This is a genomic window from Streptomyces sp. MMG1121 (assembly GCF_001280015.1).
Classification (GTDB): domain Bacteria; phylum Actinomycetota; class Actinomycetes; order Streptomycetales; family Streptomycetaceae; genus Streptomyces.
This window is the reverse complement of sequence record NZ_LGDV01000226.1, coordinates 335652-357497: the sequence shown is the minus strand read 5'-3', so window position 1 is coordinate 357497 and position 21846 is coordinate 335652. Positions and strand designations below refer to the sequence as shown.

Below are 21846 nucleotides of genomic sequence, written 5' to 3'. Positions count from 1 at the left end.
CCCCCCCGCCGGGCGCCCGGCGGGGGTTCAGCCGGGTGCTCAGGGCACCGAGGCGCCGGTCACCGTCTTGAGGATGTCCTCGAAGCGGGAGGCGGAGCCCTCCAGGGCGAACTCCCGCTCGGCCAGGACGCGGCTCCGCTTGCCCAGCGACGCGGCGTGTTCCGGGTCGGACAGCACCTCCTGGACCCAGCCGGCGGCGTCCTCCAGCGACGACTCCGCCGGCGGGAAGACCGCCGAGCCGGCCTGGTGAAGCAGCTCAGCGGCCAGGTTCTCGGCAGGCATCAGGCCGAGCACCGGGCGCCCGGCGCACAGGTACGACAGGGTCTTCGAGGGGACCGAGAACATCCCGGCGTCGCCTTCGAGGAGGACGACCAGGACGTCACCGGTGCCCAGTACCTCGGGCAGCCGCCGGTAGGGCTGGAAGGGCAGCAGCGTGACCTCGACGCCGTGGACGGCGGCGGCCCGTTCGAGGACGGGCACGGCCGGGCCCTCGTTGACGACCACGAGACGCACGCGCTCGCCCCGCTGCCGCAGCCGCTCCACCAGCCGCACCAACAGCACGGGATTGTGCTTCAGGCCCAGCGTGCCGGCGTACAGGAGGGTCTTCACGCCGCTCAGGCTCTGCTCGTCCGACCAGGCATTGGCCCGGGCCACGGGAACGATCTCGTCCAGCGGTGCCCAGTTGGGGATGACGGTCACCTTGCCGGCGGTGCCCCACTGCCGGTGCACCTCGACGAAGGAGTCGGCGATCACCACGATGGCCGAGGCCTGACGTGCCGCCCACTTCTCGCCGGCACCGAAGACCTTCGCGGCGATGCCCATCGCGTCGGCGACCTCCGCTGCGGCGAAGCTCTTGAGCGCGACGGCGGTGACGTCCTGGTGCCACAGCACCCAGGGGATGCCGAGCCGCTTCAGCACCGCCGCGGTCACGACGAGCGTGGGAATCGGCATGTTGGACAACAGCGCCACGTCGGGCTTCGCACGCCGCACCTGCTGGGTGAGCTCCATGCCCAGCAGGCTCTCCTGGAAGAGCCGGCGCACGTAGGCCTGCTTCTTCAGCACCGTGCGGTCCCCGATGGTGACGAAGCGCAGGCCGGGGACGTCCGACTCGAGATCGCCCTTGCCGCTGCGGTAGGCCGTACAGGTCGAGTGGACCACTGCATGACCGCGGCGGGCCAGCTCCCGGCTGAGCTGGGCCTGGAAGGGGTGACCGCTGTAGTCGTGAACGAAGATCCGCATCGGCTCGTGGTGTCCTCGCACCGGGGCCTCAGCCCTGGGAACGCTTCACCTGGTCGTAGACCCAGGCGTAGGTCTTCTCCAGGCCGTCCGCCAGCGGGATCGACGGCTCCCATCCGTAGATCTCGCGGATCAGGGTGTTGTCGGAGTTGCGGCCGCGTACGCCCTGGGGAGCGTCGTACCGGTAGCTGCGTTCGCAGCGGATGCCCGCGATCCGCTCGACCAGGTCGACGAGCTGATTGATGGTCACGAGCTCCGAGGAGCCGAGGTTGACCGGTACGCCGCTGCCCCCCTCCGTGATCATCTGCGTGCCTTTGAGGCAGTCGTCGATGTACATGAAGGAACGCGTCTGCCGGCCGTCGCCCCAGATCTCGATCCGGTGGACACCGGAGAGCACGGCCTCGGCCACCTTGCGGCACACCGCGGCCGGGGCCTTCTCCCGGCCGCCGGACCACGTACCGTGCGGGCCGTAGACGTTGTGGTAGCGGGCGACGCGGGTGGTGAACCCGTAGTCCTCCGCGTAGTGACGGCACATACGCTCCGAGAAGAGCTTCTCCCAGCCGTAGCCGTCCTCCGGCTGCGCCGGATAGGCGTCCTCCTCCTTGAGGGCGGTGACCTTCGGATCGGTCTGCTTGCCGGCGGCGTAGACACAGGCGGAGGAGGAGTAGAAGTACCGCTCCACGCCGGCCTCGCGCGCGGCCCGCAGCATGTGGGTGCTGGTGAGCACCGACATCATGCACGCGGCCTTGTTGTTCTCGATGAAGCCCATGCCACCCATGTCCGCGGCCAGCATGTACACGTACCGAGCGCCCCGGACGCCGTCGCGTGCGCTGTCCAGGAGCGAGAGGTCCGCGGTCAGGTTCTCGGCGTCCTCGTGGACCTGGTACCACTCGCGCCGGGGCTTGACGTCGATGGAGCGGACCGTCAACCCCTGGGCCAGCAGGGCGCCCACAAGGTGCCCGCCGATGAATCCCCCGCCACCGGCAACGACTGCGTCGACCTGCTTGTTCATGGACAGCTCCTCGAGTGAAGGGGAATGCGAGGCGCCCAGAGTATTAAGGTTTGTCCGATTTGCCATGTATTGGCGCGCCTGATGCCGTATAGGGGATGGAGGCCGCTATACATCTGCCGGTGAGGTTTCCGCCGAAGCACTCGCCGTACTGGCCGCACTCGTCGCACTCGTCGCACTCATCGACCGCAGAAATCCCCCACGTCCCGGTGCGGGACGCTCGCGCCCGCAGTGTGCCCGGGGTCTGCATCTGGGCCGTGGTGCTGATCGTCATGCTGCCGGTGCTGGTGCTCCGGCCGCACCACGGGCCCGTGCCGACGGCCCTGCTGCTGCAGGGCGTCGTCGTGGCGCACACCGGGGGCGCCCTCACCCGCGTGCTGACCGCACCCAAGGTCCGGCTCGTCGCTCTCGGCTTCTGGATGTTCTCCTACATCTGGTTCGGTCTGGCCCCCCTGGCGCAGCTCACCTCGGACACCTACCCCTGGCCCTATCGGGCCGGCGAGGAGACCTCCTTCGCTGCCGTGACGGTCGTCGAGCTGGGGCTGCTCGCCTACAGTGCCGGAACGGCCCTCGCCGTCCGAGGCGCGGTCACCCGTGCCACCCGGCCCGGCGCACTGGAACGGCTGCTCGCCCGCCGCCTCGCGCCCTGGCGCGTCCTGGCGCTGTGCGGACTCGCCCTGGCGCTCGCGGTGCTGCTGATTCCCGGCCAACCAGGCGGAGTCGTCGCCTACTTCACCAGCCGCCAGGCCGTTCACGAAACCGGCGCCCTGAACGATTCGTCGGACTCCTTCCTGCAGCCTCTGCGAAGCTGGTCGCTGTCCGTGCCCGCCTTCTGGGGCCTGTTGGGCCTGCTGCGCCTCCCGCGCCTGCCGGGCGGCGACCGCCTGCTGCGCGGCCTCCGGTGGCTGCTGCTGCCCCTGCTCGTCGCCGTGAACATCGTCGTCAACAACCCCATCAGCAAACCGAGGTTCTGGGCCGGCACGGTGCTGCTGACGCTGCTGTTCAACGCGGACCGGTTGTGCCGGCCCCGGGCCTCGCGTGCGCTCGCCGGCGCCGTTCTCGCCACGGTGCTCGTCGTCTTTCCCTACAGCGACTACTTCCGCTACGACGACCGGCAGACGGTCGCCGTCGTGTCGATGGCCGAGCAGTTCATCGCCAAGGGCGACTACGACGCCTTCCAGCAGGTGCAGACCGGCCTCGACTACGCGCGGGACAAGGGGGTCTCCCCCCGGTCCGCACTCGGCCCTCTCCTCTTCATGGTGCCGCGCTCGGTGTGGCCGGACAAACCCGACGACACCGGTATCGCGCTGGCGCGGTACGCGGGTTACGACTTCCTCAACCTGTCGGCGCCCCTGTGGATCGAGAGCTATCTGTGGGCCGGCCCGGCCGCCGTGGCCCTCGTGTTCTGCCTGCTGGGCACGGCGGGACGCCGTATGGACGAGGCCCGGGAACGCCTGTCGGACCGGCGCGGCACCCTGGCGGCTCTGCTGGTCCCCGCCTTCGCCTTCTACCAGTTGATGTTCCTGCGCGGAAGCCTGCTCGGCATCACGGGCCCGATGCTGCTGATGATGACCGTTCCGCTGCTCATCAGCACGTCGACGCGCCAGGTGTCCGTACCCGCCTCACCGGCGGCCCCGTCCGCCCCCGTCCCGCACGCCTCACTTCCTCACCCAGGAGGCCACCTGTGACCGGTCCCGTCCCCTTCGACGACCGTTTCGGCGAACCGGACCAGCTCCGTGACCAACTGCGCCTGCTCCTTCGCTACCGGGTGGCGATGGCACTGGGGGTCGCCCTGGGGCTGCTCGGTGGGCTGGCCATGGCGCTGTACGGCGCCGGCACCTACAGCTCCACCAGTGACGTTCTGGTCCGCGCCGGCGCCGACCCCTTCGACACGGTCAACGTGCCCGTCGACAACCAGATCAGTATGAACACGGAGCAGCAGATCGCCGCCAGCGCGGCCGTCGCCGTCCGTGCGGCGCAGACCCTGGGACAGCCCGCCAGCCGGGCCACCGCCCTGCAGGACCACCTCCGGGTCACCAACCCGGCCAAGTCCCAGGTGCTCCGCTTCGCGTTCACCGCGCGTACCCCCCAGCGCGCGGCGCGCGGCGCCAACGCCTTCGCCGAGGCCTATCTCGCCGACCGCAGGAGCCGCAACGCCGCGGCGGTGCACCGGGCCGTCGGCGGCATGAGAACGCAGATCACCGCGCTGACCCGGCAGACGACGAAGGACTCGGACAACAGCGCGGCCGCCTCCGCCGTACAGAGCGAGATCGGCAGCCTGCGCAAGCGCGTGTCCGAGATCAACTCCCGTGACACCAGCGGTGGCGACATCGTCCGCACGGGCGCGGCGCCCGCCCTGCCCTCAGGTCCCGGGACGGGCACGCTGGTCGTCCTCGGTCTGGCCGGCGGCGCCGTCCTGGGCATCCTGCTGGCCTGGCTGTGCTCGGCCCTCGACAGCCGGGTGCGGTCGGCCCGCGAGGTCCAGGCCGCCCTGGGCGCGCCCGTGCTGGGCAGCCTGCCCCACGACCCCCGCGCAGGCGACGCCCTGCTGGCCGTCGGCGGCACGGGCGGCGCCCGGGCCCAGGCCTATCGGTCCCTGGCCGTCCGCACCGGGCTCTCGGGCGGCACCGGCTGCCTCCTCGTGGTGGCGCCGCGGGCCGGCGGCGGCGCCGAGGCGGTCGCCGCGAACCTGGCTGCGGCCTTCGCGGAGTGCGGACGGGAGGTCGTGCTCGTGGACGCCGACCCCGGCGCGCCCGGTCTTGCGGCCCGCCTGCCGCTGGTGCCGGCGGAAGAGCGCGCCGAGCCGGAGCCCTCCCTGCCCGAGGGGGGCGTCCTTGTCGACGCGGGCTCGGCGGGACGGTTCGCCCTCTGCCCCGGCGGCAGAGCCGGCCGGTCCCCGCACACCGACGTGTCCCGGGAGACGGACCAGGACGCGCCCGACACCCGTTCGCCCACCACGGTCATTGCCGGCAGGCCGCTGCTGGAGTACCCGGGCGCGCTGGTGACGACCCAGCACGTCGGCGGTGTCCTGGTGGTCACCGGACGTGGCACCCGGCGGGACGACCTCAGACAGATGGGCGAGCTGATCAGCTGCTCCGGCGTACGACTGCTGGGCGCCGTGGTCGACGCCGGACGCGCGCGGCGCGGCGGCGCCGCGCTCCGCGGCGTGAAGCCCCGTTCCCGGACCGCGAGCGTCCTGCCGGCCGCGCAGCCCGCGGGGCAGCACGACACACTCACGGCCCCCCGGGGATGACGGCGCCCGGGGTGGCCCCTCCCCCCACCGGGGCCACCGCCCGCAGCACGGTCGCCGCCGCCGCGCGGGGCGGGTTGTGGGGCGCGGTGGGTTCCGCCACGAACGCCGTGTTCGCCTTCCTCCTGGTCGGCCTGATCACCCGTGCGGCCGGAGCCCAGGGGGCCGGAGCGATCTTCACGGGCGTCGCCGTGTTCACCATTGCCAGCAACGTCTGCAAGCTCGGCGCCGACACCGGGCTCGTCCGCTTCATCCCCGGCGACCTCGCTCTGAACGGCGGCCGCTCGGTGGGCTCTCTGCTGCGCATGGCGGTGCTCCCGGCGGTGGCGGCCGCCACCGCGACCAGCGCGGTGCTGCTGCTGTGCCCCGCGGTGGCCACGATGCTCCTGCCGCACCTGCCCCGCGCCGACGCGGTCGCCCTGATCCGGTTCTTCGGCCTGGTCCTGCCCGCCGCCACCGTCAGCCTGCTCCTGCTCGGCGCCACCCAGGGATACGGCACCGTGGTGCCGTTCGTCTCCGTGGAGCAGATCGGCAAGCCCGTGCTCCGGGTGCTGATCGCGGTGCCGGTGGCCTACTGGGCTCCCCGGATGATGTCCCTGGCGGCGGCTTGGCTGCTGCCGGCGCTGGCCGGTCTCGCGGCCGCGTGGCTGGGCCTGCACCGCTGCCGGGCCCACCACCACACCACGACGGCACGAAGGGGTGGAGAGCCCGTCTCCTGGCGGGCGTTCTGGGCCTTCTCCGCACCCCGCGCGGTCTCCTCCGTCTTCGACATCAGCGCGGTCTGGGTGGGGGTCATCCTGCTGTCGGCGCTGGCCACCGACGCCGAGGCGGGTATCTACACCGCCATCGGCCGCGTCGTCACCGCGGGCGCCCTCGTCCAGCTCGCCGTCCGCCTGTCCGTCGCACCCCAGCTCAGCCGGCTGCTCGCCGTCGGCGAGGTCGCCGAAGCCCGCCACCTGCACCGCATCTCGACCTGCTGGATCGTCCTGTTCTCCTGGCCCCTGTTCGTTCTCGTCGCCGGCTTTCCCCGCACCGTCCTCGCCGTCTTCGGGCCGGAGTTCACCAAGGGGGCACCCGCCCTGGTCATCCTGTGTGCCGCCTCCGTGGTCAATGTCGCGGTCGGCAACGCGCAGACCGTGCTGCTCATGGCCGGCAAGAGCTCGTGGCATCTGGCCTGCACGGCTGCGGCGTTCACGGTGCAGCTCACCGTGGGCGTGCTCGCCGTGCCCCGGTGGGGCATCCTCGGCGCGGCCGTCTCCTGGGGCGCGGCCATCGTCGTGGAGAACCTCTCGGCCGCTCTGCTGGTCCGACTGCGGCTCGGCTTCACCACCGTGGCCGCCGGGTACACGAGCGCCCTCGGTATCGGTCTGGCGGTCTCGGTGGTGCTGGCAGCCGTGCGCGTCCTGTCGGGTGACACTCCGTCAGGACTCGCACTCAGTCTGACTTTCGGAATGTCGGCATTTGGTACCTTTTTGTGGCGATATCGCACGCCTCTGGGTGTGAGCGAACTCGTCCAGGTGCTGCGCCGTCGCACCGCGTGAGCCGGCACCGTCCGCGCCGGCGCCTTCGTCCTGCCCGCCCCCTTCCCCTTGAGGTGTCCCTTGCGTCAGAGCAAGCTCCGTAAGAAGGCGGTCACGGGCCCGGCTGCCGCTGCCCTGATCTGCACAGGCGCTCTGCTCAGCTCTCCCGCGGCCGCGGTCGCGGGCCATGAACCGGCAACGTTCACCGCGGATCCGCCGGCCACCTGGCAGACGGACGGCATCGTCTGGTCCCTGGCCTACGCCCGCGGTGTCGTCTACGCCGCGGGCTCCTTCGACACGGTCCGTCCGCCCGGCGCCGCGGCGGGCACCCGGCAGGTCCGGCGGCACAACTTCGCCGCGTTCGACGCCGTGACCGGAAAACTGCTGCCCTGCGCCCTGTCCTTCACCTCGGGTGCCGGCCCGTACACGGCCGGCACGGTACGGGCCATGAAGCCCTCCCCCGACGGGCGGGTGCTGTACGTGGGCGGCTCCTTCGGCCGCGTCGGATCCACGGGGGTGGCAAACGCCGTGGCCGTCGACACGGCCGACTGCACCCTGCGCAAGGACTTCCGGCCCGCGGTGAACGCAACCGTGCGGGCCATCGAGACGACCGGCCGCGGGGTGTACCTGGGCGGTGACTTCGACCAGGCGGGCGGCCGGAGCCGGAGCCGCGTCGCCGCCTTCACCCCCGGCGGTTCCCTGCTGCCCTTCAAGGCCGACGTCGATCTTCCGGTCCGCGCCCTGTCGGCCATGCCCCCGCAACGCGAGATCCTGGTCGGAGGTGACTTCGAGTCGGTCAACGGCCGTCCGGTCCACGCCCTGGCCGCGCTGGACATCACCTCCGGTGCGACGGTCCACACCTATCCCGGCTGGCTGCCGGCCGCTTCGGTGGTCAAGTCGATCGCACAGGACGGCTCTCACTTCTACGTCGGCGCCGAAGGGACCGGGGGCGGGGTCTTCGACGGACGCATCTCGACCCGGCTCCAGGACGGCACAATGGCGTGGAAGGACACCTGCCTCGGCGCCACCCAGACCGTCCTGCCCTACCACGGCGTCCTCTACAGCGCCTCCCACGCGCACGACTGCTCACAGACCCCCGGCGGGTTTCCCGAACAGGGCATCCGGCACACCCTCCTGGCCCAGTCGGTCACGGACCGGCGCATCCTGCACTGGTTCCCCGACACCGACGGCGGGCTCGGAGAGGGGGTCGGCCCGCGCGCCCTGACCGTGGCCCGGGGCATCCTCTGGGTGGGTGGCGAGTTCACCCGGGTCAACGACCGGCCGCAGCAGGGACTGACCCGCTTCGGCACCGGAACGCCCACGAGCGTGCCGCAGACCCCCGCCCTGACGTTGCTGGCCGCGAACCCGGGAAAGGTCACCGTCGGCTGGCACGCGTCGTGGGACCGCAACACCGCCGCCCTGACCTACCGGCTCTACCGGGACGGAAAGCCCGTCTTCCGGAAGACCGCCTCCTCCACGTCCTGGAACCTTCCGGAGATGAGCCACACCGACTCCGTGCCCGCCGGTACGCGCCACCGGTACACCATCGAGGTGACCAACGGCATCCGCACCTCCCGCAGATCGCCGGCCCTGTCCGTGACGGTGCCCGCGCACGCCGGCCCGTCGAGCGGAGGCTGAGCTGTGGAAGCGACGCTCATCGGATACGCGCCCGGCGTCTGGGACCTGTTCCACATCGGGCATCTCAACATCCTGCGTCAGGCGCGCCGGCGCTGTGACCGCCTGGTGGCCGGGGTGGTGTCCGACGAACTGGCCTGGCGCGTCAAGGGGAGACGGCCGGTGATCCCGCTGGCCGAGCGTCAGGAGATCGTCCGCAGCATGCGCCACGTCGACGATGTCGTGGTGGAGACGCACGAAGACAAACTGCAGATCTGGCGGCAGGTCGGTTTTCACGTCGTCTTCAAGGGAGACGACTGGAAGGGCACACCCACATGGGAAAACCTCGAACGCCGCTTCGCGGACGTGGGTGTCGGAGTCGTCTACTTACCCTATACGGTCCACACCTCCAGCACACTGTTGCGCGGGGCGCTGGAAATGATGCAGTTCCCGGTACCACTTCACCAAGAAGGCGACGAGGAACAGGACATGAGCCAGCACCAGCCCGCAGTACAGAACTAGGAATATGGCCGGACTGCCGAGAAACAGAAAGCTGATACAGGTCGTGCCGTAGTCGACCGGCAGGAGCAGCACGGGCCCCAGCACCGAGGCGGTGCCACCGTCCGTTCCCGCCGCCGCTCTCCCCCCCTTGAGCTTCTGCGTGAGAATGCCCGCGAAATAGATCACCACGGCTGCGGACTGGAACACCATGGGGGCCAGCAGAAAGAGCGGACTGGGCAGCACGAAGAAACGGTAGAACGTCACCAGGACGACCGAGTGCAGCGTGACGATCCTGACGCAGTCCAGCACATGGTCCAGCCATTCGCCCGACAGGCTCGCAGAGCGCTGGATCCGCGCGAGCTGACCGTCCGCGGCGTCCAGGGCGAAGCCCAGGGCAAGGGCCACGCCGACACAGACCGACATCACCGGCGCGGGCCGCAGCAGGGCCACCGCCGCAAGGGCCAGAAAAGTGAACAAGGCACCGAGGAGAGTCAGCTGATTGGGGGTCGCACCGATCCGGAAGGCCAGCGCGGCCATGACACGGCCGACCGGGCGATTGACGAACCGACTGTAGACCGACACCCCCTTCGCCGGCTTCTGTGCCGTCGAGAGTTGCCTCAGCGTCTCCGCGAACTCGGCCATCACCCTCCTTGGTGACACAACCACTCGAGAAAAGAAGGCAACTATGTCAGAACTGGGTGGCGAGGTCTCATGCAACCGTCGGCATATTCTGCGCGGCGGAACGTCGCTGCTGGCCTCGGCGGTCCTGCCCATCGGCAGCGCGTCCGCCAAAAGTGCGCCCCCGGGGCCGACGTCCACGATCAATGTAGCCGATCTCGGTGCCGTGGGCGATGGATACACCGACGACACAAAGGCATTCGAATCCGCCTATGCGCTCGCCGCCGCCCATGTCCGGAACGGGGTGGGCCGCCTCGTGATCGAGATTCCCGCCGGTGACTTCCTCATCACCCGGCCGCATGCGCTGCTGAACGGCGTAGCCCCGCCACGGCCCGCCAACGGTCTGCGTTTCGCCGGGGTCGGCAAGAACATGACCACCCTGGTCTTCCGTCCGGCCACCGGCCCGGGCTCCTATCTGTGCCGCAATGAGGACAGTTGGTCGAACCTGTCCTTCGAACGCATGCAGTTCCGCTCGGCCACACCGGGCGCGTCCTTCTTCAGTTCCTATTCCACCGGCCAGGCCCAGGACTACCGGTTCTCGGAATGCGAGTGGCTCGGGGAATGGGAGTACGGGCTCGCCCTCGACGGTACGGACACCAACTCGGAAATGCGCTGGGAAGCCTGCACGGTCGCCGGCAGCTACCGGAAAGCGTTTCTGTACTCGGGGCTCACGGGCCACAAACAGGCCAGCCCCAACTACCAGGACCAGTTCCTGAACTACTGGTTCACCGACATGAAGGTCGAATACGAGTGGGGCAACTTCCTGGAGTTCCCCTACGGCGGATCCATCGCCTGCCGCGGCGGCTCGTACATCATCACCGGCAAGCGCCCCAAAAGCACCCCGGAGTACGGCACCACCAGCACCTTCTTCCGTTTCCCGGTCAGCCCGCACCACGACTCGGTACAGCGTTTCCACGCCCAGGACATCCGGTTCGAAGTACGTGACCCGGACGTCAGGATCATCGACTGCGTGTGGAGCAGCGGAACGGTCCACTTCAACGACTGCGACGACACCGGCAACGCCTTCAAGGACTTCTCCGCCGAAGTCCGCCCGCACCGCTACACGGTAGGCCCGCGGGGACCCCTGATCCGCTACGACTCCTGTCAGCTCGTGGGCCGCCACCAGTACCGGACGACCCACGAGGAGGAGGCCCTGCCGACCGTCGTCCGCTACGACATGTGCCTGCTCAGGAGCCACCCCCGGGCCGAGTTCGCCGTCACCGAGGGCACCGGCTCCGCCCGCTTCGTACAGTTCACCGACTGCATCGACACCGCGCCCACCGGCGACGCATCCCCCCCGGCGACGCCCAGCACCCCCGTGGTGTCCCCCGGCCCGCCCCCGCCCCGGCCCTGAGGGGGGCCCGGGACGTCCCGGGCCCCCCTCACCTGTGTGTTCCTCAGTGGTACTTGGTGGGCTTGATGCAGAAGTCGATGCGGCTGAGGTTCGCGTACTTGCCGGTCGAGTTGACCGGGGCGTGCAGTGGTCCGGCGGCCGCGATGCCGTCGGGGAAGCCCGTCGTGCTGTCGTAGGTGACCACGGTGGAGCCGCCGGTGCTGCCCGTGGCGGTGACCCTGACGACGGAGCGGTGATCGGATCCGGGGATGTTGAAGCTGAACACCTGTCCCTGGGTGGTGCTGGTGACGGTGAGCTGGAACCGTCCGTCGCCGGGGATCGCGACGGATTCGGTCATGGGATTGGTCACGCTGACCGCGGTCGTGCCCGAGGGGCAGATCGGCGGAGGGGGCGGCGGCTTCTGGCACGAGCACCCGGACGTGGGCGGCTTCGTCTGGCACGCCGAGCACCCGGTCATGGGCGGCTTCGTCTGGCACACCGAGCACCCGGTCGTGGGGGTGGTCGTCGCCTTGCACGACGTGCACGCCTGCGTCGCCCGGGGGACGGCGTAGGCCGACGCCGGGCCGACAGCGATGCCGAATGCCACGGTCGCGGTCAGGCCGGCGCCGACGAGCCCCGCTCCCCAACTCAACTGCCGTGACTGCGTCTTTGTTCGGGCGGCTACTCGCATGACGAGCACTCCTCCTCGTTGCTTGGGGTACCAGAGCTCGGGTACCTGATCTCGCCCGACATTCCCACGAACAGCATGCCATCGTGGGTTACGACTCCTTTTCCTAGGCCATTCGAGCTTCAGTGAGGGCCTGAAGGGCGGAGCGCGCCGTCGCGGCGCCGCGAGATCCGGAGCCGGGTGTCTACTTTCGAATTCCATGCGACCAAGTAAAAGCACGACCAGGACCGCCACCATGGCTTCCGCGGTAGTCCTCCTCGCGTCCGCTTCACTCACGTCAGCTTTCGGCGCGCAGGCGCACGACCTGAAAATCCCGCGTGCCGAAATGGCCCCACGTGGTGAAACAGCGCTCACTGCGGCCCCGTTGACGACCTGGCAGACGGACGGCATCGTCTGGTCGGTCGAGTACGCACGCGGTGTCGTGTACGTCGGCGGCACCTTCCGCAGCGTCCGCCCGCCCGGCGCGAAGCCCGGCCAGAAACAGGTCGCCCGGAAGAACTTCGCGGCCTTCGACGCGGTGACCGGCAAACTGCTGCCGTGTGCCCACTCCTTCACGGAAGGCGCCGGGACGGTACGGGCGCTGAAGGCATCCCGCGACGGCAAAGTGCTGTATGTCGGCGGATCGTTCGGCAAGGTCGACGGCGCCGGAGTGGCCAGTGCGGTCGCGCTCAACACGGCCGACTGCTCGCTGCGGAGGGACTTCCGTCCCGCCGTGGCGGCGCCCGTACGGGCCATCGAGACCACCGACACGACCGTGTACCTGGGTGGCGATTTCACGGTCGTCGACGGCCAGGAGAGAAAGCGCGTCGCGGCGTTCGGTCGCAGCGGCACACTGCTGCCGTTCAAGGCGGACATCGACGAGCCGGTCCGGGCCATCCTGGCCGCATCCGACCGGGGACAGGTGCTCGTCGGCGGACAGTTCCACAACGTCAACGGCAAGCCGGAGCAGGCACTGGTCTCCCTGAATCCCACAACGGGTTCGACGGTGAAGTCCTTCCCGGACTGGCTGCCGGAACGATCCGCGGTGACATCGCTGACCCGCAACGGCGACCGCTTCTACCTGGGGGCCGAGGGCGAGGGGACGGGCATCTTCGACGGCCGGATCGCGGGCCGGCTGTCCGACGGCGCGATGGTCTGGAAGGACACCTGCCTGGGTGCCACTCAGGATGTCGTCGTGTACAAAGACGTCCTTTACAGCGCATCCCACGCCCACTACTGCGGCCTCACCCCCGGGGGCTTCCCCGACGGACCCCGACGGCATTTCCTGGCTCAATCGGCCGGTGACAAGAACATCCTGCACTGGTTCCCCGACACCGATGACGGTATCGGTGAGGGAGTCGGCCCCCGGGCACTGGTGATGGCCGGCGACATCCTCTGGGCAGGAGGCGAGTTCACCACGGTCAACGGCAGACCCCAGCAGGGTCTGACGCGCTTCGGGGCCCGCCCCGGCGACACGGCCCCGGAAGCGGCGCCCCGGCTCACGGGCGGGCGTACCCGCGCCGGAACGGTCACGCTCGCCTGGCGTGCCGCATGGGACAGGGACGACGCGGAGCTGACGTACCGGATCTACCGCGACGGTGTTCTCGTGGCCTCGCCGAAGCGGCGATCGGCCGAATGGGACCGACCGGACATGACGTACACGGATTCCGTCCCTCGCGGCTCACATCACCGCTACACGATCGCCGTCACCGACGGAAGGCACACGACGCCCCGCTCGGAGCCGCTCGACGTGACCGCCTGAGGAGCCGGTCATGTGGTGACGGACTCCCTGGTCTGGGCGGGTAGCAGGACCGGCGTGGTGACAATGCCGAGCAGTTCGCGGTACACGTCGATCACTGCGTCCGTGGTCTGCTGCACGTCGTGGGCGGCGAGCACGTGCGCGCGGCCCTGCGCGCCCAGTGCCGCGCACAGCGGTGCGCGGCACAGCAACGCCGTCAACGCCCGGGCCAGCGTGCCGGGGTCTTCCGGAGGCACCAGGCAGTGCGGCAGATGCCCGGGCGGCAGGCTCTCGCGCGCTCCGTCCACGTCCGTGACCAGGACCGGCCGGCCGCACGCCATCGCCTCCAGGGGGACGAGCGCCATGCCTTCCCAGCGGGACGGCAGGACCACGACGTCGGCGGCCCGGTACCAGGGGGCGGCGTCGGCTGCCGGGCCGGTGAACTCCACCGACGCGGGTGCGACAGTGCGCAGCCGGTCCGCGTCCGGACCACCTCCGACCAGCACCAGCCGGGCGGCCGGCACGTGCCGCACGACGGCGGGCCAGGCCTGAAGGAGCACGTCCTGGCCCTTCTGGCGGCACAGCCGTCCCACGCAGACGACCAACGGGCCCCCTCCGGACCGGGCGACGCTCCCTTCCGGCCGGAATCTGCTGGTGTCGACACCGTTGGGGATCACGTTCCACCGGGCGGTGATGCCATTGCGTTCCCCGGTACGCCGTTCCGCCTCGCTCACGCACAGGACACGCGTCGCCCACCGCGCCCCGAACCGCTCCCACCGCAGAGCTGCCCGGGCCGTGACGCCGTCCACGGCCTCGAACGACCACGCGTGCGGCTGGAAGACGGTCGGGAGCCGCCCGCGCACCGCGAGCCGCACCGCGAGCCCCGCCTTCGCGCTGTGCGCATGCACCACGTCGGGACGCACCTCGTGCAGGAGCCCCGCCAGCCGCCCTACCTCACCGGGCAGTTCAGGCCCCGGTGAGCGGGTCGCCTCCCAGGGCAGCACCTTGCAGCCCGCCGCGCGCAGTGTGTCCGTCAGCGTGCCGCCTCGCGGGCAGGCCACGGTGACCCGCAGCCCTGCGGCGAGCTGTGCCGTCGCCAGGTCCATCACGAACCGGGCGACACCGCCCTCGACCGGCTGAGTGACGTGCAGGACGTTCGGTTCGCGTGCGGCGGACCCCGTTGCACGGCGCGGTGGGGAACCGAGGGGAATGCGCATGACCGAGGCTTCCCTTCCTTCCGAAGAAACATTCCGAACCCAGCGCAAGGTGTGCGAACCCTGGCCTCGACATAAGCGAGCCGGATTCACAGAGCACACTAGTCGCTTATCCGTTTTTATCCATGAAATCGACAACCGTGTCGGAGAAGTAACCCCACGCGCAAATAATCCGATGAAATTATTCGCGGGGCCATTAGGGATGTATGAGTTCCAGGAACTTGCAGTCAGTGGAGTTTCCCGCGGCGTATCTCTCTCGTTAGCCCAGCCGAAGTGTGACCCGAGCTCCCGAGCTGCGGACGAAAGGAACACAATGAAGAAGCTGAAGGCTGCGGCCCTCATGGTCGGCGCCCTGGCCATCGCAGGCGCTGCGGCGCCCGCTGTCGCCGCGGACATGCCGGCACAGGGCATTCTGGAGGACGGGAAGACGGTCACTCACGCTCTTCCCAACGCAGCCGAGTTGCCGACGGGCGCCGTCGCCAACGACGTCAGGACCGCTGCGGAGGGCGTGAAGCAGTCGGGCATCGTCAAGACACCCGTCTTCGGCGGCACCCTGCCGAACCCCCTCAACGGCAAGCCGCCCGCCCAGCTTCCGGCCAAGCTTCCGGTCGTCAAGTAACGACGTGGTGCACGACTGAGGCCGGGATGTCCCGGCCTGGGGCTTCGGCTGGTGGGTGAGCACTTTCGGTGCCACGGTCGGAGACCAGGTCGGCAATGGCCGGCTGGGTCTCCTCGGCGTACTCACGGCGGCCGATGTACCGCTGGAGGGACGCCATGCCTTGTGTGCCTCGGTATTCAACACGGCCTGCTCGTGCATGCGACCGGGGCGCATCGCTCCGGTTTGACAGGGTGCGCGTCCCGGCCTGGGCGCGGGCGGAGACGTCGGCCAGGGCGCGCAGGCGCGGACCGGGCCGGTCGGGCACGGTGAAGCCCCGGGCCGCCAGAAGACGGAGAGCGCGGCATCCGGAAGCCGGAGCCGCACGCTGACGGTCATGACCTCGGCGTTCACGCGGCGCCGAGTCTCGCTGAGCCATCCAGACCGGACCAAACCGGCGATGATCTCGTCGAGTTGCTTCCGGGAACTGCCGGTGCCGACGCGATGCGACAGAGCCGTACGGGCCAGGAAAGACGTCACAGTCTTCCCACCCGTACGGCTCTGTTCACGTCCCGCCCCGCCGTTACGATTTCCGTGCACCACGTCGTGAAGACACACACCCGCCGAGCGATTCAGGCCGGCTCCGTTTCCCGGAGCCGGCCTTCGGCGTTTTCGGGACGCGCCTCCAGGGCGTCCACAGAAAACAGCTGGCGGCCCGCCGAAATCCGGCGGGCCGCCCGGCTGGTGAGGACTGCTCAGAACAGCAGACCACCGGTGTAGGAGGCGAGCTGCGTCTGGTCGACCCCGGCCGTGTTGCATGCGGCGTAGTGCGAGTTCGGCGCGACCACGCCACCGAGAACGGCACCGTTGGACCACGGCGCGATGCAGCGACCGTCGATCAGAGAACCGTTGGAAACGACAAGCCCTTGCTGAGGGGCGTTCACGACGACCGGAGACTCCGAGAAGCCGTTGCCACCGGTGACGACGGTGTTGTTGTCGGCAGCAGCAGTACCGGCGGCGGCCAGGACGATGCCCGCGGCGAGCGCGGAGAGGGCCGTAACCTTGTTACGCATGACATGCGCCTTTCGGTTGGGGGAGGGGTGGGTTGGGCGGGAACGTCTGCTGACATCCCCGCCCTGCTCCGGCGGGGTCGGAGCGCGAAGGGGTCAGAACAGCAGGCCGCCGGCGTACGGCGCGTACTGCGCCTGGTTGACCTTGGCCGTGTTGCACGCGGCGTAGTGCGAATTCGGTGCGGCGACGCCGCCGAGAACGGCACCGTTGGACCACGGGGCGACGCAGCGGAGGTCGACAAGCGTGCCGTTGGAGACGATGGCGCCCTGCTGAGGCGCGTTCACGACGACCGGGGACGACGAGAAGCCGTTGCCGCCGGTGACAGTCGTGCAGTTGTCGGCTGCGGCGGTGCCGGCAGCCGCCAGGACGACACCTGCGGCGAGGGCGGAGATGGCCGTAACCTTGTTACGCATGAGATGTCCTTTCCGGACTGCGTTTTGGGAGGGTTCACCTGCCCCGAATTACTCGGAGCGGGAGATCAGAAGAGCAGGCCGCCCGCGTACGGAGCTTTCTGCGACTGGTCGACAGCAGCGGTGTTACAGGCGGCGTAGTGCGAGTTCGGCGGAACGACTCCGCCGAGAACGGCACCGTTGGACCACGGCGCGATGCAGCGGCCATCGACGAGGGCGCCATTGATGACGACCACACCCTGCTGGGGGGCGTTCACGACGACCGGAGACTCCGAAAAGCCGTCACCGCCAGTGACGTTGGTCGTGTTCGAGTGGGCGGAGGCAACGCCCGCGCTGCCGCAGAGAGCGCCAAGGGCCAGTGCAGTGACGACCGCGAACTTCCTGGTCAACTCAGTTCCTTCCTGGATTCACGGTAACCCGCGCTTACATGGCAAGAAACCGAAATATGCGACGGAAAGTCACGCGGACACCGGCCATAGCGGACGGATTCCATCGGATGGCGGAACGATGCCGTGCCCCGCTTCCCGAGTGCAGCACGAAAGCAGGAGCGGACGCCGACATGCGTCCGGCCCACTGGCTAGGAGGAGTCCAGTGGGCCGAACAGGCTTGAGGCGTATCCCGGACACGACATCGGGCACCGGGCGAGCGCGGAGCTGCTGGTCCGGCTCCAGACTCTGGCTATGCCCTCAAGGCGCCGGAAATGGGTCGTGCCGGGGCGGCCACCAGGCCGATCCGTCAGCGGCACTACGATGTCGGTCTCCGGCTGACAAGAACCGGATCAGAGTGTCAGGATTCCGGCGGCTGTCACCGCACCGACTCCTGACCGTTTACGTGTCACCCCTGGCTGAGCAGGCTACCGAGCCCGGCGCTGGTCGGGGAATTCAGCGGATGAAGCTGAACGGATCCGGTTCCGACCGGGTTCTTCACTGGAATTGCGGGCTTCTTGCTGCTGCCGCGCCCCATCCCGTCCAGGTAAACGCCGGAAACCCTCGCCGCCTTGTTAGTGCCGGTGACCGTCGCTGACTGGTTCTCGTCGAACGCACTGCCCTTGGTGAGGTTGCCCTGCTTGGCCACCCGCATCACAGTGTCGGCCGCAGGCACAATCGCCGGAGCCACGTCGGTCTGGGACACGAGACCGAGCGCGCCGGTTTCATGGGCGGGCGCTTTGGCCGTGCCCGACGCCGCGACGGCGGAGCCACCCACGAGACTTGCGCCAATGGCCAGCGCCGCAGTTGTGAAAACTGCCTTCTTCATGATCACCTCACTTGGAGTTACCTCTGATCCGACAGACGCAGAACATAGCAGTCCACAGCCCATGCAAAGCGATGCACTACTCCATACGCATGAAGATTTCTGCAACCAAGGAGCGCGAATTATTCGGATTCCCCGGAGTGATTCACATCCGGTCGGCGAATCGATTGATCGTATGGTGTGCCAAGCTTGCGGCAGCCGATATGCCGACGGAAAAAGAAATACGAAAAAGAAATTATGAAACAACGTCCTTGCGAGCGAACCCCCTGAAGGCCAGGGCGAACAGCACCAGGGCGTACGAGACGGAGATCGCGGCGCCCTGGATCATGCCGGACCATTCGGCGTGCGGCTGGATGGCGTCGGCCCAGGCGAACTGCCAGTGCGCGGGCAGGAAGTCGCGCCAGTGGCCGAGGGCGGTGACGGCGTCCAGGACGTTGCCGACGATCGTGAGGCCCACCGCGCCGCCGACCGCGCCGAGCGGGGCGTCCGTCTTCGTGGACAGCCAGAACGCGAGCCCGGCGGTGACCAGTTGGGACACGAAGACGTACGCCACGACCACCACGAGCCGCTGTGCCGCCGTGCCGGTGTCCAGCGCGCCGCCGGTGGGGATCTGGAGCGGCCCCCAGCCGTAGGCCGCCGTACCGACGGCGAGCGCCACGACCGGGAGCAGCACCATCGCGGCGAGGCTGAGTCCGAGCGCCACGACGAGCTTGGACCACAGCAGCCGGGTCCGGGGCACGGGTGCGGCGAGCAGATAGCGCAGGGAGGACCAGCTCGCCTCCGAGGCCACCGTGTCCCCGCAGAACAGGGCGACCGGGATCACGAGCAGGAAGCCCACCGAGACGAACAGGTTCACCGCGGCGAAGTTGGCGCCGGACGCGGTGGCCGTGTCCATCAGGGTGATCTGTCCGTTCCGGTCGTGCGGGGTGCCGATCGCGAAGGCGATCAGCAGCACGAACGGCAGCAGGGTGAGCATCGCGCCCATGACCAGGGTGCGGCGCCGCTTGAGCTGGCGGACCAGCTCGACCCGCAGCGGCAGGGTGTGCCGGGTCCGATAGCCGGAGGCGACCTCGGTGAGCGTGCTCATGCGGAACCTCCTATCAGGGTCAGGAAGGCGTCTTCCAGGCGGCGGTGCGGGCCGACCGAGGCGATCGGCACGTCGAGGCGCACCAGCTCCGCGACCAGCCGCTCGGCCGTGCCGCCCGGCTCCAGCCGGACCAGCAGTCCGTCGTCGGTGCGCACGGCGGAGGCGACGCCGGGCAGTGCGCCGACCTTCTCCACGACCGGCTCCCGCACGGGCGTGGCCGTGCCGACCAGCAGGGTGTCGCCGGAGCCGACGATGTCCCGTACGGGGCCCGCCTGGACGAGCCGGCCACGGTCCATCACCACGAGGTGCGTGCAGGACTGCTCGACCTCGGCGAGGAGATGGCTGGAGACGATCACCGTGCGGCCGGCGGCCGCGTAGCGGATCATCACCTCGCGCATCTCGCGGATCTGCGGCGGGTCGAGGCCGTTGGTGGGCTCGTCCAGGATGAGCAGGTCGGGCAGGCCGAGCATGGCCTGGGCGATGGCGAGGCGCTGGCGCATGCCCTGGGAGTAGGTGCGCACCGCGCGGGCCAGCGCGTCGCCGAGCCCGGCGATCTGCAGGGCCTCGTCGAGGCGGGCGTCCTCGGGCGGGCGGCCGGTGGCCCGCCAGTACAGCTCCAGGTTCTCCCGGCCGGACAGATGCGGCAGGAAGCCCGCGCCCTCCACGAAGGCGCCGACCCTGGACAACACGGGCGCGCCGGGCCGGATGGCGTGGCCGAAGACGCGGATCTCGCCGTCGTCCGGGGTGATGAGGCCCATCAGCATGCGCAGGGTGGTGGTCTTGCCCGCGCCGTTGGGTCCGAGCAGGCCGAGCACCTGGCCGCGCTCCACCCGGAAGGACAGCTCGCGCACCGCGTACCGGTCGGCGGACTTCGCGTAGCGCTTGCTCAAGTCCTTGATCACGAGCGGGACTTCGGCCGACTCCGGGTCGGGCGCGGGGGTCGCGGTGCGGCGGCGGCCGGTGAGCAGCAGGGCGAGCGCGAGCACCACGCCGGCCGCGGGCAGCCACCACACCCAGGCGGGCAGGGGCGCGGCGGCGGTGTGGACGGCAGGGGCCGTCGGCACGCTCAGGGCGCCCTTCAACGCGACGGTGTAGGTGGCGGGGGCGGCCGGTGAGGCGTAGCCGAGGTCGGTGGAGGCGAGGACCAGGCGGAGCCGGTGGCCCTTCTGTACCTGGTGGTCGATGGCCGGGAGGGTGAGCGTGACGTCCTTGCCGGCCTTGGCGCCGGTCACCCTGACGGGCGCGACCAGCTGGGAGGGCAGCACCTGCTGGGTGCCGTCGGGGCCGACGTCGTAGACCTTGCCGAACAGGACGGCGTCGGCGCTGGTGGAGGTGACGTGGACGGTGGCGGTCGGCTCGCCGGTGATCTGGAGGTCGCGGGTGAGGGGCGCGGAGTCGAACCTGGCGTACTGGCCGGGGAAGTCGAGGGAGACACCGAGGCCGAGCGCGGAGAGCTGGGACAGGCCGCCGGAGCCGCCGAGGCCGGGCAGCGCGGAGACGCCGGGCGGGCTGGCGCCGGCCGGGTTGGCGACCTGCTGGGTGCCGCCGGTCAGGGGGACGGCGCGCGGGTCGTCGCGCAGACCAGGGTAGGCGGCGGCGCTCGCACCGCGCAGCTGGGCCGTGCCGTCGTTCGAGCGCACCCCTCCGGTGCGGGTGATCCGGAAGGCCGGGCCGGTGCTCGCGCTCTTGTCGTCCTTCAGATAGCGGTCGAACCACGCACGCACGCGTGCCTGGACCCGGCCGGTCTCCATGTCGCCGCCGTCGTGACCGCCCGCGATCCAGTCGACGTCGACGGGGGCGCCGTTGGCTCTGATCGCCTTCTGGGCGGCGTCGGCCTGGCCGAGGGGGAACAAGGAGTCCGTCTGGCCCTGCACCAGCAGCGTGGGCACCTTGATGCGGGCGGCGACGGCGGACGGGGAGCGCTCCTCCAGCAGGGTGCGGGCGGCCTGGTCCGGGGTGCCGGACTCGGCGACCCTGTCGTACATCCGGCACAGCTCGGGCGTGAAGCGGGCGCAGCCGCCACTGGTGTTGAAGAAGACGCCGGCCCACAGCTTCTTGAACACGCCGTTCGGGAACAGGGCGTCGGCGAGGTTCCAGTACGTGATGGCCGGGGCGATGGCGTCCACCCGGTGGTCGTATCCGGCGGCGAGCAGGGAGATCGCACCGCCGTAGGAACCGCCGGCCACGCCCACGCGCGGGTCGCCCGGTCGGTCGAGCCGGACCTGGGGCCGCTTCGCCAGCCAGTCGATGAGCCGGGAGACGTCGGCGACCTCGCCCTTGGGGTCGTTGAGCCCGATCTTCCCGGTCGACCTGCCGAAGCCGCGTGCGGACCAGGTCAGGACCGCGTATCCGTCCCTCGCGAGGTCCTCCGCCTGGCCGCGCACATCGTCCTTGCTGCCGCCGAAGCCGTGCGCCAGCAGGACGGCCGGGTGCCGGCCGGCGCCGGACGGGGTGAAGAACGAGGTGTCCAGGCGGACGCCGTCGACCGCCATGACCTGGTCGGTGCGGTGCACCGGGGGCGTGTCGCCGGAGGCGGCGGCCGTCCAGGTGCCGGCGCCGACGAGCACCACGACGGCGGCCACGGCGGCGGCCAGCCGGCGCGGCCCCTTGAGCAGCCCCCGCAGCGAGGGCCGGCGAAGATCCATGCCTCAACGGTACGGGCCCGCACTGAC

General features: G+C 70.1%; 19 protein-coding genes and 1 pseudogene. 9 read left to right on the top strand and 11 right to left on the bottom strand.

Going from position 1 to position 21846, the window contains the following annotated elements:
* Nucleotides 1-39: 39 nt before the first annotated feature.
* Nucleotides 40-1239, bottom strand: a complete 1200-nt coding sequence (locus ADK64_RS34755) for a glycosyltransferase family 4 protein (RefSeq protein WP_053665739.1) — start codon at nucleotides 1237-1239, stop codon at nucleotides 40-42.
* Nucleotides 1240-1267: 28 nt separating this feature from the next.
* Complete coding sequence (locus ADK64_RS34750) at nucleotides 1268-2248, bottom strand: NAD-dependent epimerase/dehydratase family protein (RefSeq protein ID WP_053665737.1); 981 nt, start codon at nucleotides 2246-2248, stop codon at nucleotides 1268-1270.
* Between the two features lie 206 nt (nucleotides 2249-2454).
* Between ADK64_RS34750 and ADK64_RS34745 the strand changes: the two genes are divergently transcribed.
* From ADK64_RS34745 to ADK64_RS47875, 5 genes are read left to right on the top strand one after another with little or no spacing between them, the layout of a single operon-like run.
* Nucleotides 2455-3933, top strand: a complete 1479-nt coding sequence (locus ADK64_RS34745; RefSeq protein ID WP_234384816.1) for a hypothetical protein — start codon at nucleotides 2455-2457, stop codon at nucleotides 3931-3933.
* A complete protein-coding gene (locus ADK64_RS34740) occupies nucleotides 3930-5498 on the top strand; it encodes a hypothetical protein (RefSeq protein WP_053665736.1) in 1569 nt (522 codons plus the stop codon). Before ADK64_RS34745 ends, ADK64_RS34740 begins: the two co-directional genes overlap by 4 nt.
* Nucleotides 5499-5509: 11 nt before the next feature.
* Complete coding sequence (locus ADK64_RS34735) at nucleotides 5510-7036, top strand: lipopolysaccharide biosynthesis protein (RefSeq protein WP_234384815.1); 1527 nt, start codon at nucleotides 5510-5512, stop codon at nucleotides 7034-7036.
* Nucleotides 7037-7096: 60 nt separating this feature from the next.
* Nucleotides 7097-8653: a hypothetical protein gene (locus tag ADK64_RS34730; protein WP_053665732.1), complete on the top strand. Its 1557-nt coding sequence runs from the start codon at nucleotides 7097-7099 to the stop codon at nucleotides 8651-8653.
* Between the two features lie 3 nt (nucleotides 8654-8656).
* A complete protein-coding gene (locus tag ADK64_RS47875) occupies nucleotides 8657-9151 on the top strand; it encodes an adenylyltransferase/cytidyltransferase family protein (RefSeq protein WP_234384814.1) in 495 nt (164 codons plus the stop codon).
* On the opposite strand, the pseudogene ADK64_RS34725 reads toward ADK64_RS47875, so the two are convergent.
* Nucleotides 9074-9772, bottom strand: a pseudogene (locus ADK64_RS34725) (CDP-alcohol phosphatidyltransferase family protein); the annotation flags it as partial. The gene ADK64_RS47875 and the pseudogene ADK64_RS34725 sit on opposite strands and share 78 nt — an antisense overlap.
* A gap of 43 nt (nucleotides 9773-9815) precedes the next feature.
* On the opposite strand from ADK64_RS34725, the gene ADK64_RS34720 reads away from it, so the two are divergent.
* Nucleotides 9816-11162, top strand: a complete 1347-nt coding sequence (locus tag ADK64_RS34720) for a glycosyl hydrolase family 28-related protein (RefSeq protein WP_107093166.1) — start codon at nucleotides 9816-9818, stop codon at nucleotides 11160-11162.
* Nucleotides 11163-11205: 43 nt separating this feature from the next.
* On the opposite strand, the gene ADK64_RS34715 is transcribed toward ADK64_RS34720, so the two are convergent.
* Nucleotides 11206-11499 (bottom strand): hypothetical protein, encoded by a 294-nt coding sequence (locus tag ADK64_RS34715; protein WP_053665728.1) that lies wholly within the window; start codon nucleotides 11497-11499, stop codon nucleotides 11206-11208.
* Between ADK64_RS34715 and ADK64_RS34710 the strand changes: the two genes are divergently transcribed.
* Nucleotides 11498-11713, top strand: a complete 216-nt coding sequence (locus ADK64_RS34710; RefSeq protein ID WP_053665726.1) for a hypothetical protein — start codon at nucleotides 11498-11500, stop codon at nucleotides 11711-11713. The two genes, ADK64_RS34715 and ADK64_RS34710, sit on opposite strands and share 2 nt — an antisense overlap.
* A gap of 480 nt (nucleotides 11714-12193) precedes the next feature.
* Nucleotides 12194-13570, top strand: coding sequence for a fibronectin type III domain-containing protein (locus ADK64_RS34705; protein ID WP_234384813.1), 1377 nt, complete (start codon nucleotides 12194-12196; stop codon nucleotides 13568-13570).
* Between the two features lie 8 nt (nucleotides 13571-13578).
* On the opposite strand, the gene ADK64_RS34700 is transcribed toward ADK64_RS34705, so the two are convergent.
* Nucleotides 13579-14763: a glycosyltransferase family 4 protein gene (locus tag ADK64_RS34700; RefSeq protein WP_053665722.1), complete on the bottom strand. Its 1185-nt coding sequence runs from the start codon at nucleotides 14761-14763 to the stop codon at nucleotides 13579-13581.
* Between the two features lie 310 nt (nucleotides 14764-15073).
* Here ADK64_RS34700 and ADK64_RS34695 point away from each other — a divergent pair, with 310 nt between their 5' ends.
* Nucleotides 15074-15379 carry a hypothetical protein gene (locus ADK64_RS34695; protein WP_053665720.1) on the top strand — a complete coding sequence of 102 codons (306 nt, stop codon included), beginning with the start codon at nucleotides 15074-15076 and terminating at the stop codon, nucleotides 15377-15379.
* Between the two features lie 731 nt (nucleotides 15380-16110).
* Here ADK64_RS34695 and ADK64_RS34690 read toward each other — a convergent pair.
* The 6 genes from ADK64_RS34690 to ADK64_RS34665 all read right to left on the bottom strand — a co-directional run bounded on the left by ADK64_RS34690 (nucleotide 16111) and on the right by ADK64_RS34665 (nucleotide 21819).
* On the bottom strand, nucleotides 16111-16428 hold the full coding sequence (locus ADK64_RS34690) for a hypothetical protein (RefSeq protein WP_053665718.1): 318 nt from the start codon (nucleotides 16426-16428) through the stop codon (nucleotides 16111-16113).
* Between the two features lie 93 nt (nucleotides 16429-16521).
* Nucleotides 16522-16839 (bottom strand): hypothetical protein, encoded by a 318-nt coding sequence (locus ADK64_RS34685; RefSeq protein ID WP_053665716.1) that lies wholly within the window; start codon nucleotides 16837-16839, stop codon nucleotides 16522-16524.
* A gap of 65 nt (nucleotides 16840-16904) precedes the next feature.
* Nucleotides 16905-17225, bottom strand: a complete 321-nt coding sequence (locus ADK64_RS34680) for a hypothetical protein (protein ID WP_053665715.1) — start codon at nucleotides 17223-17225, stop codon at nucleotides 16905-16907.
* Nucleotides 17226-17670: 445 nt separating this feature from the next.
* Entirely contained in the window at nucleotides 17671-18090 is a 420-nt protein-coding gene (locus ADK64_RS34675) for a hypothetical protein (RefSeq protein WP_234384812.1), read from the bottom strand.
* A 232-nt stretch (nucleotides 18091-18322) separates the two neighbouring features.
* Complete coding sequence (locus ADK64_RS34670; protein WP_053665713.1) at nucleotides 18323-19174, bottom strand: ABC transporter permease; 852 nt, start codon at nucleotides 19172-19174, stop codon at nucleotides 18323-18325.
* Nucleotides 19171-21819 carry a CocE/NonD family hydrolase gene (locus ADK64_RS34665; protein ID WP_053665712.1) on the bottom strand — a complete coding sequence of 883 codons (2649 nt, stop codon included), beginning with the start codon at nucleotides 21817-21819 and terminating at the stop codon, nucleotides 19171-19173. Before ADK64_RS34665 ends, ADK64_RS34670 begins: the two co-directional genes overlap by 4 nt.
* Nucleotides 21820-21846: the final 27 nt, after the last annotated feature.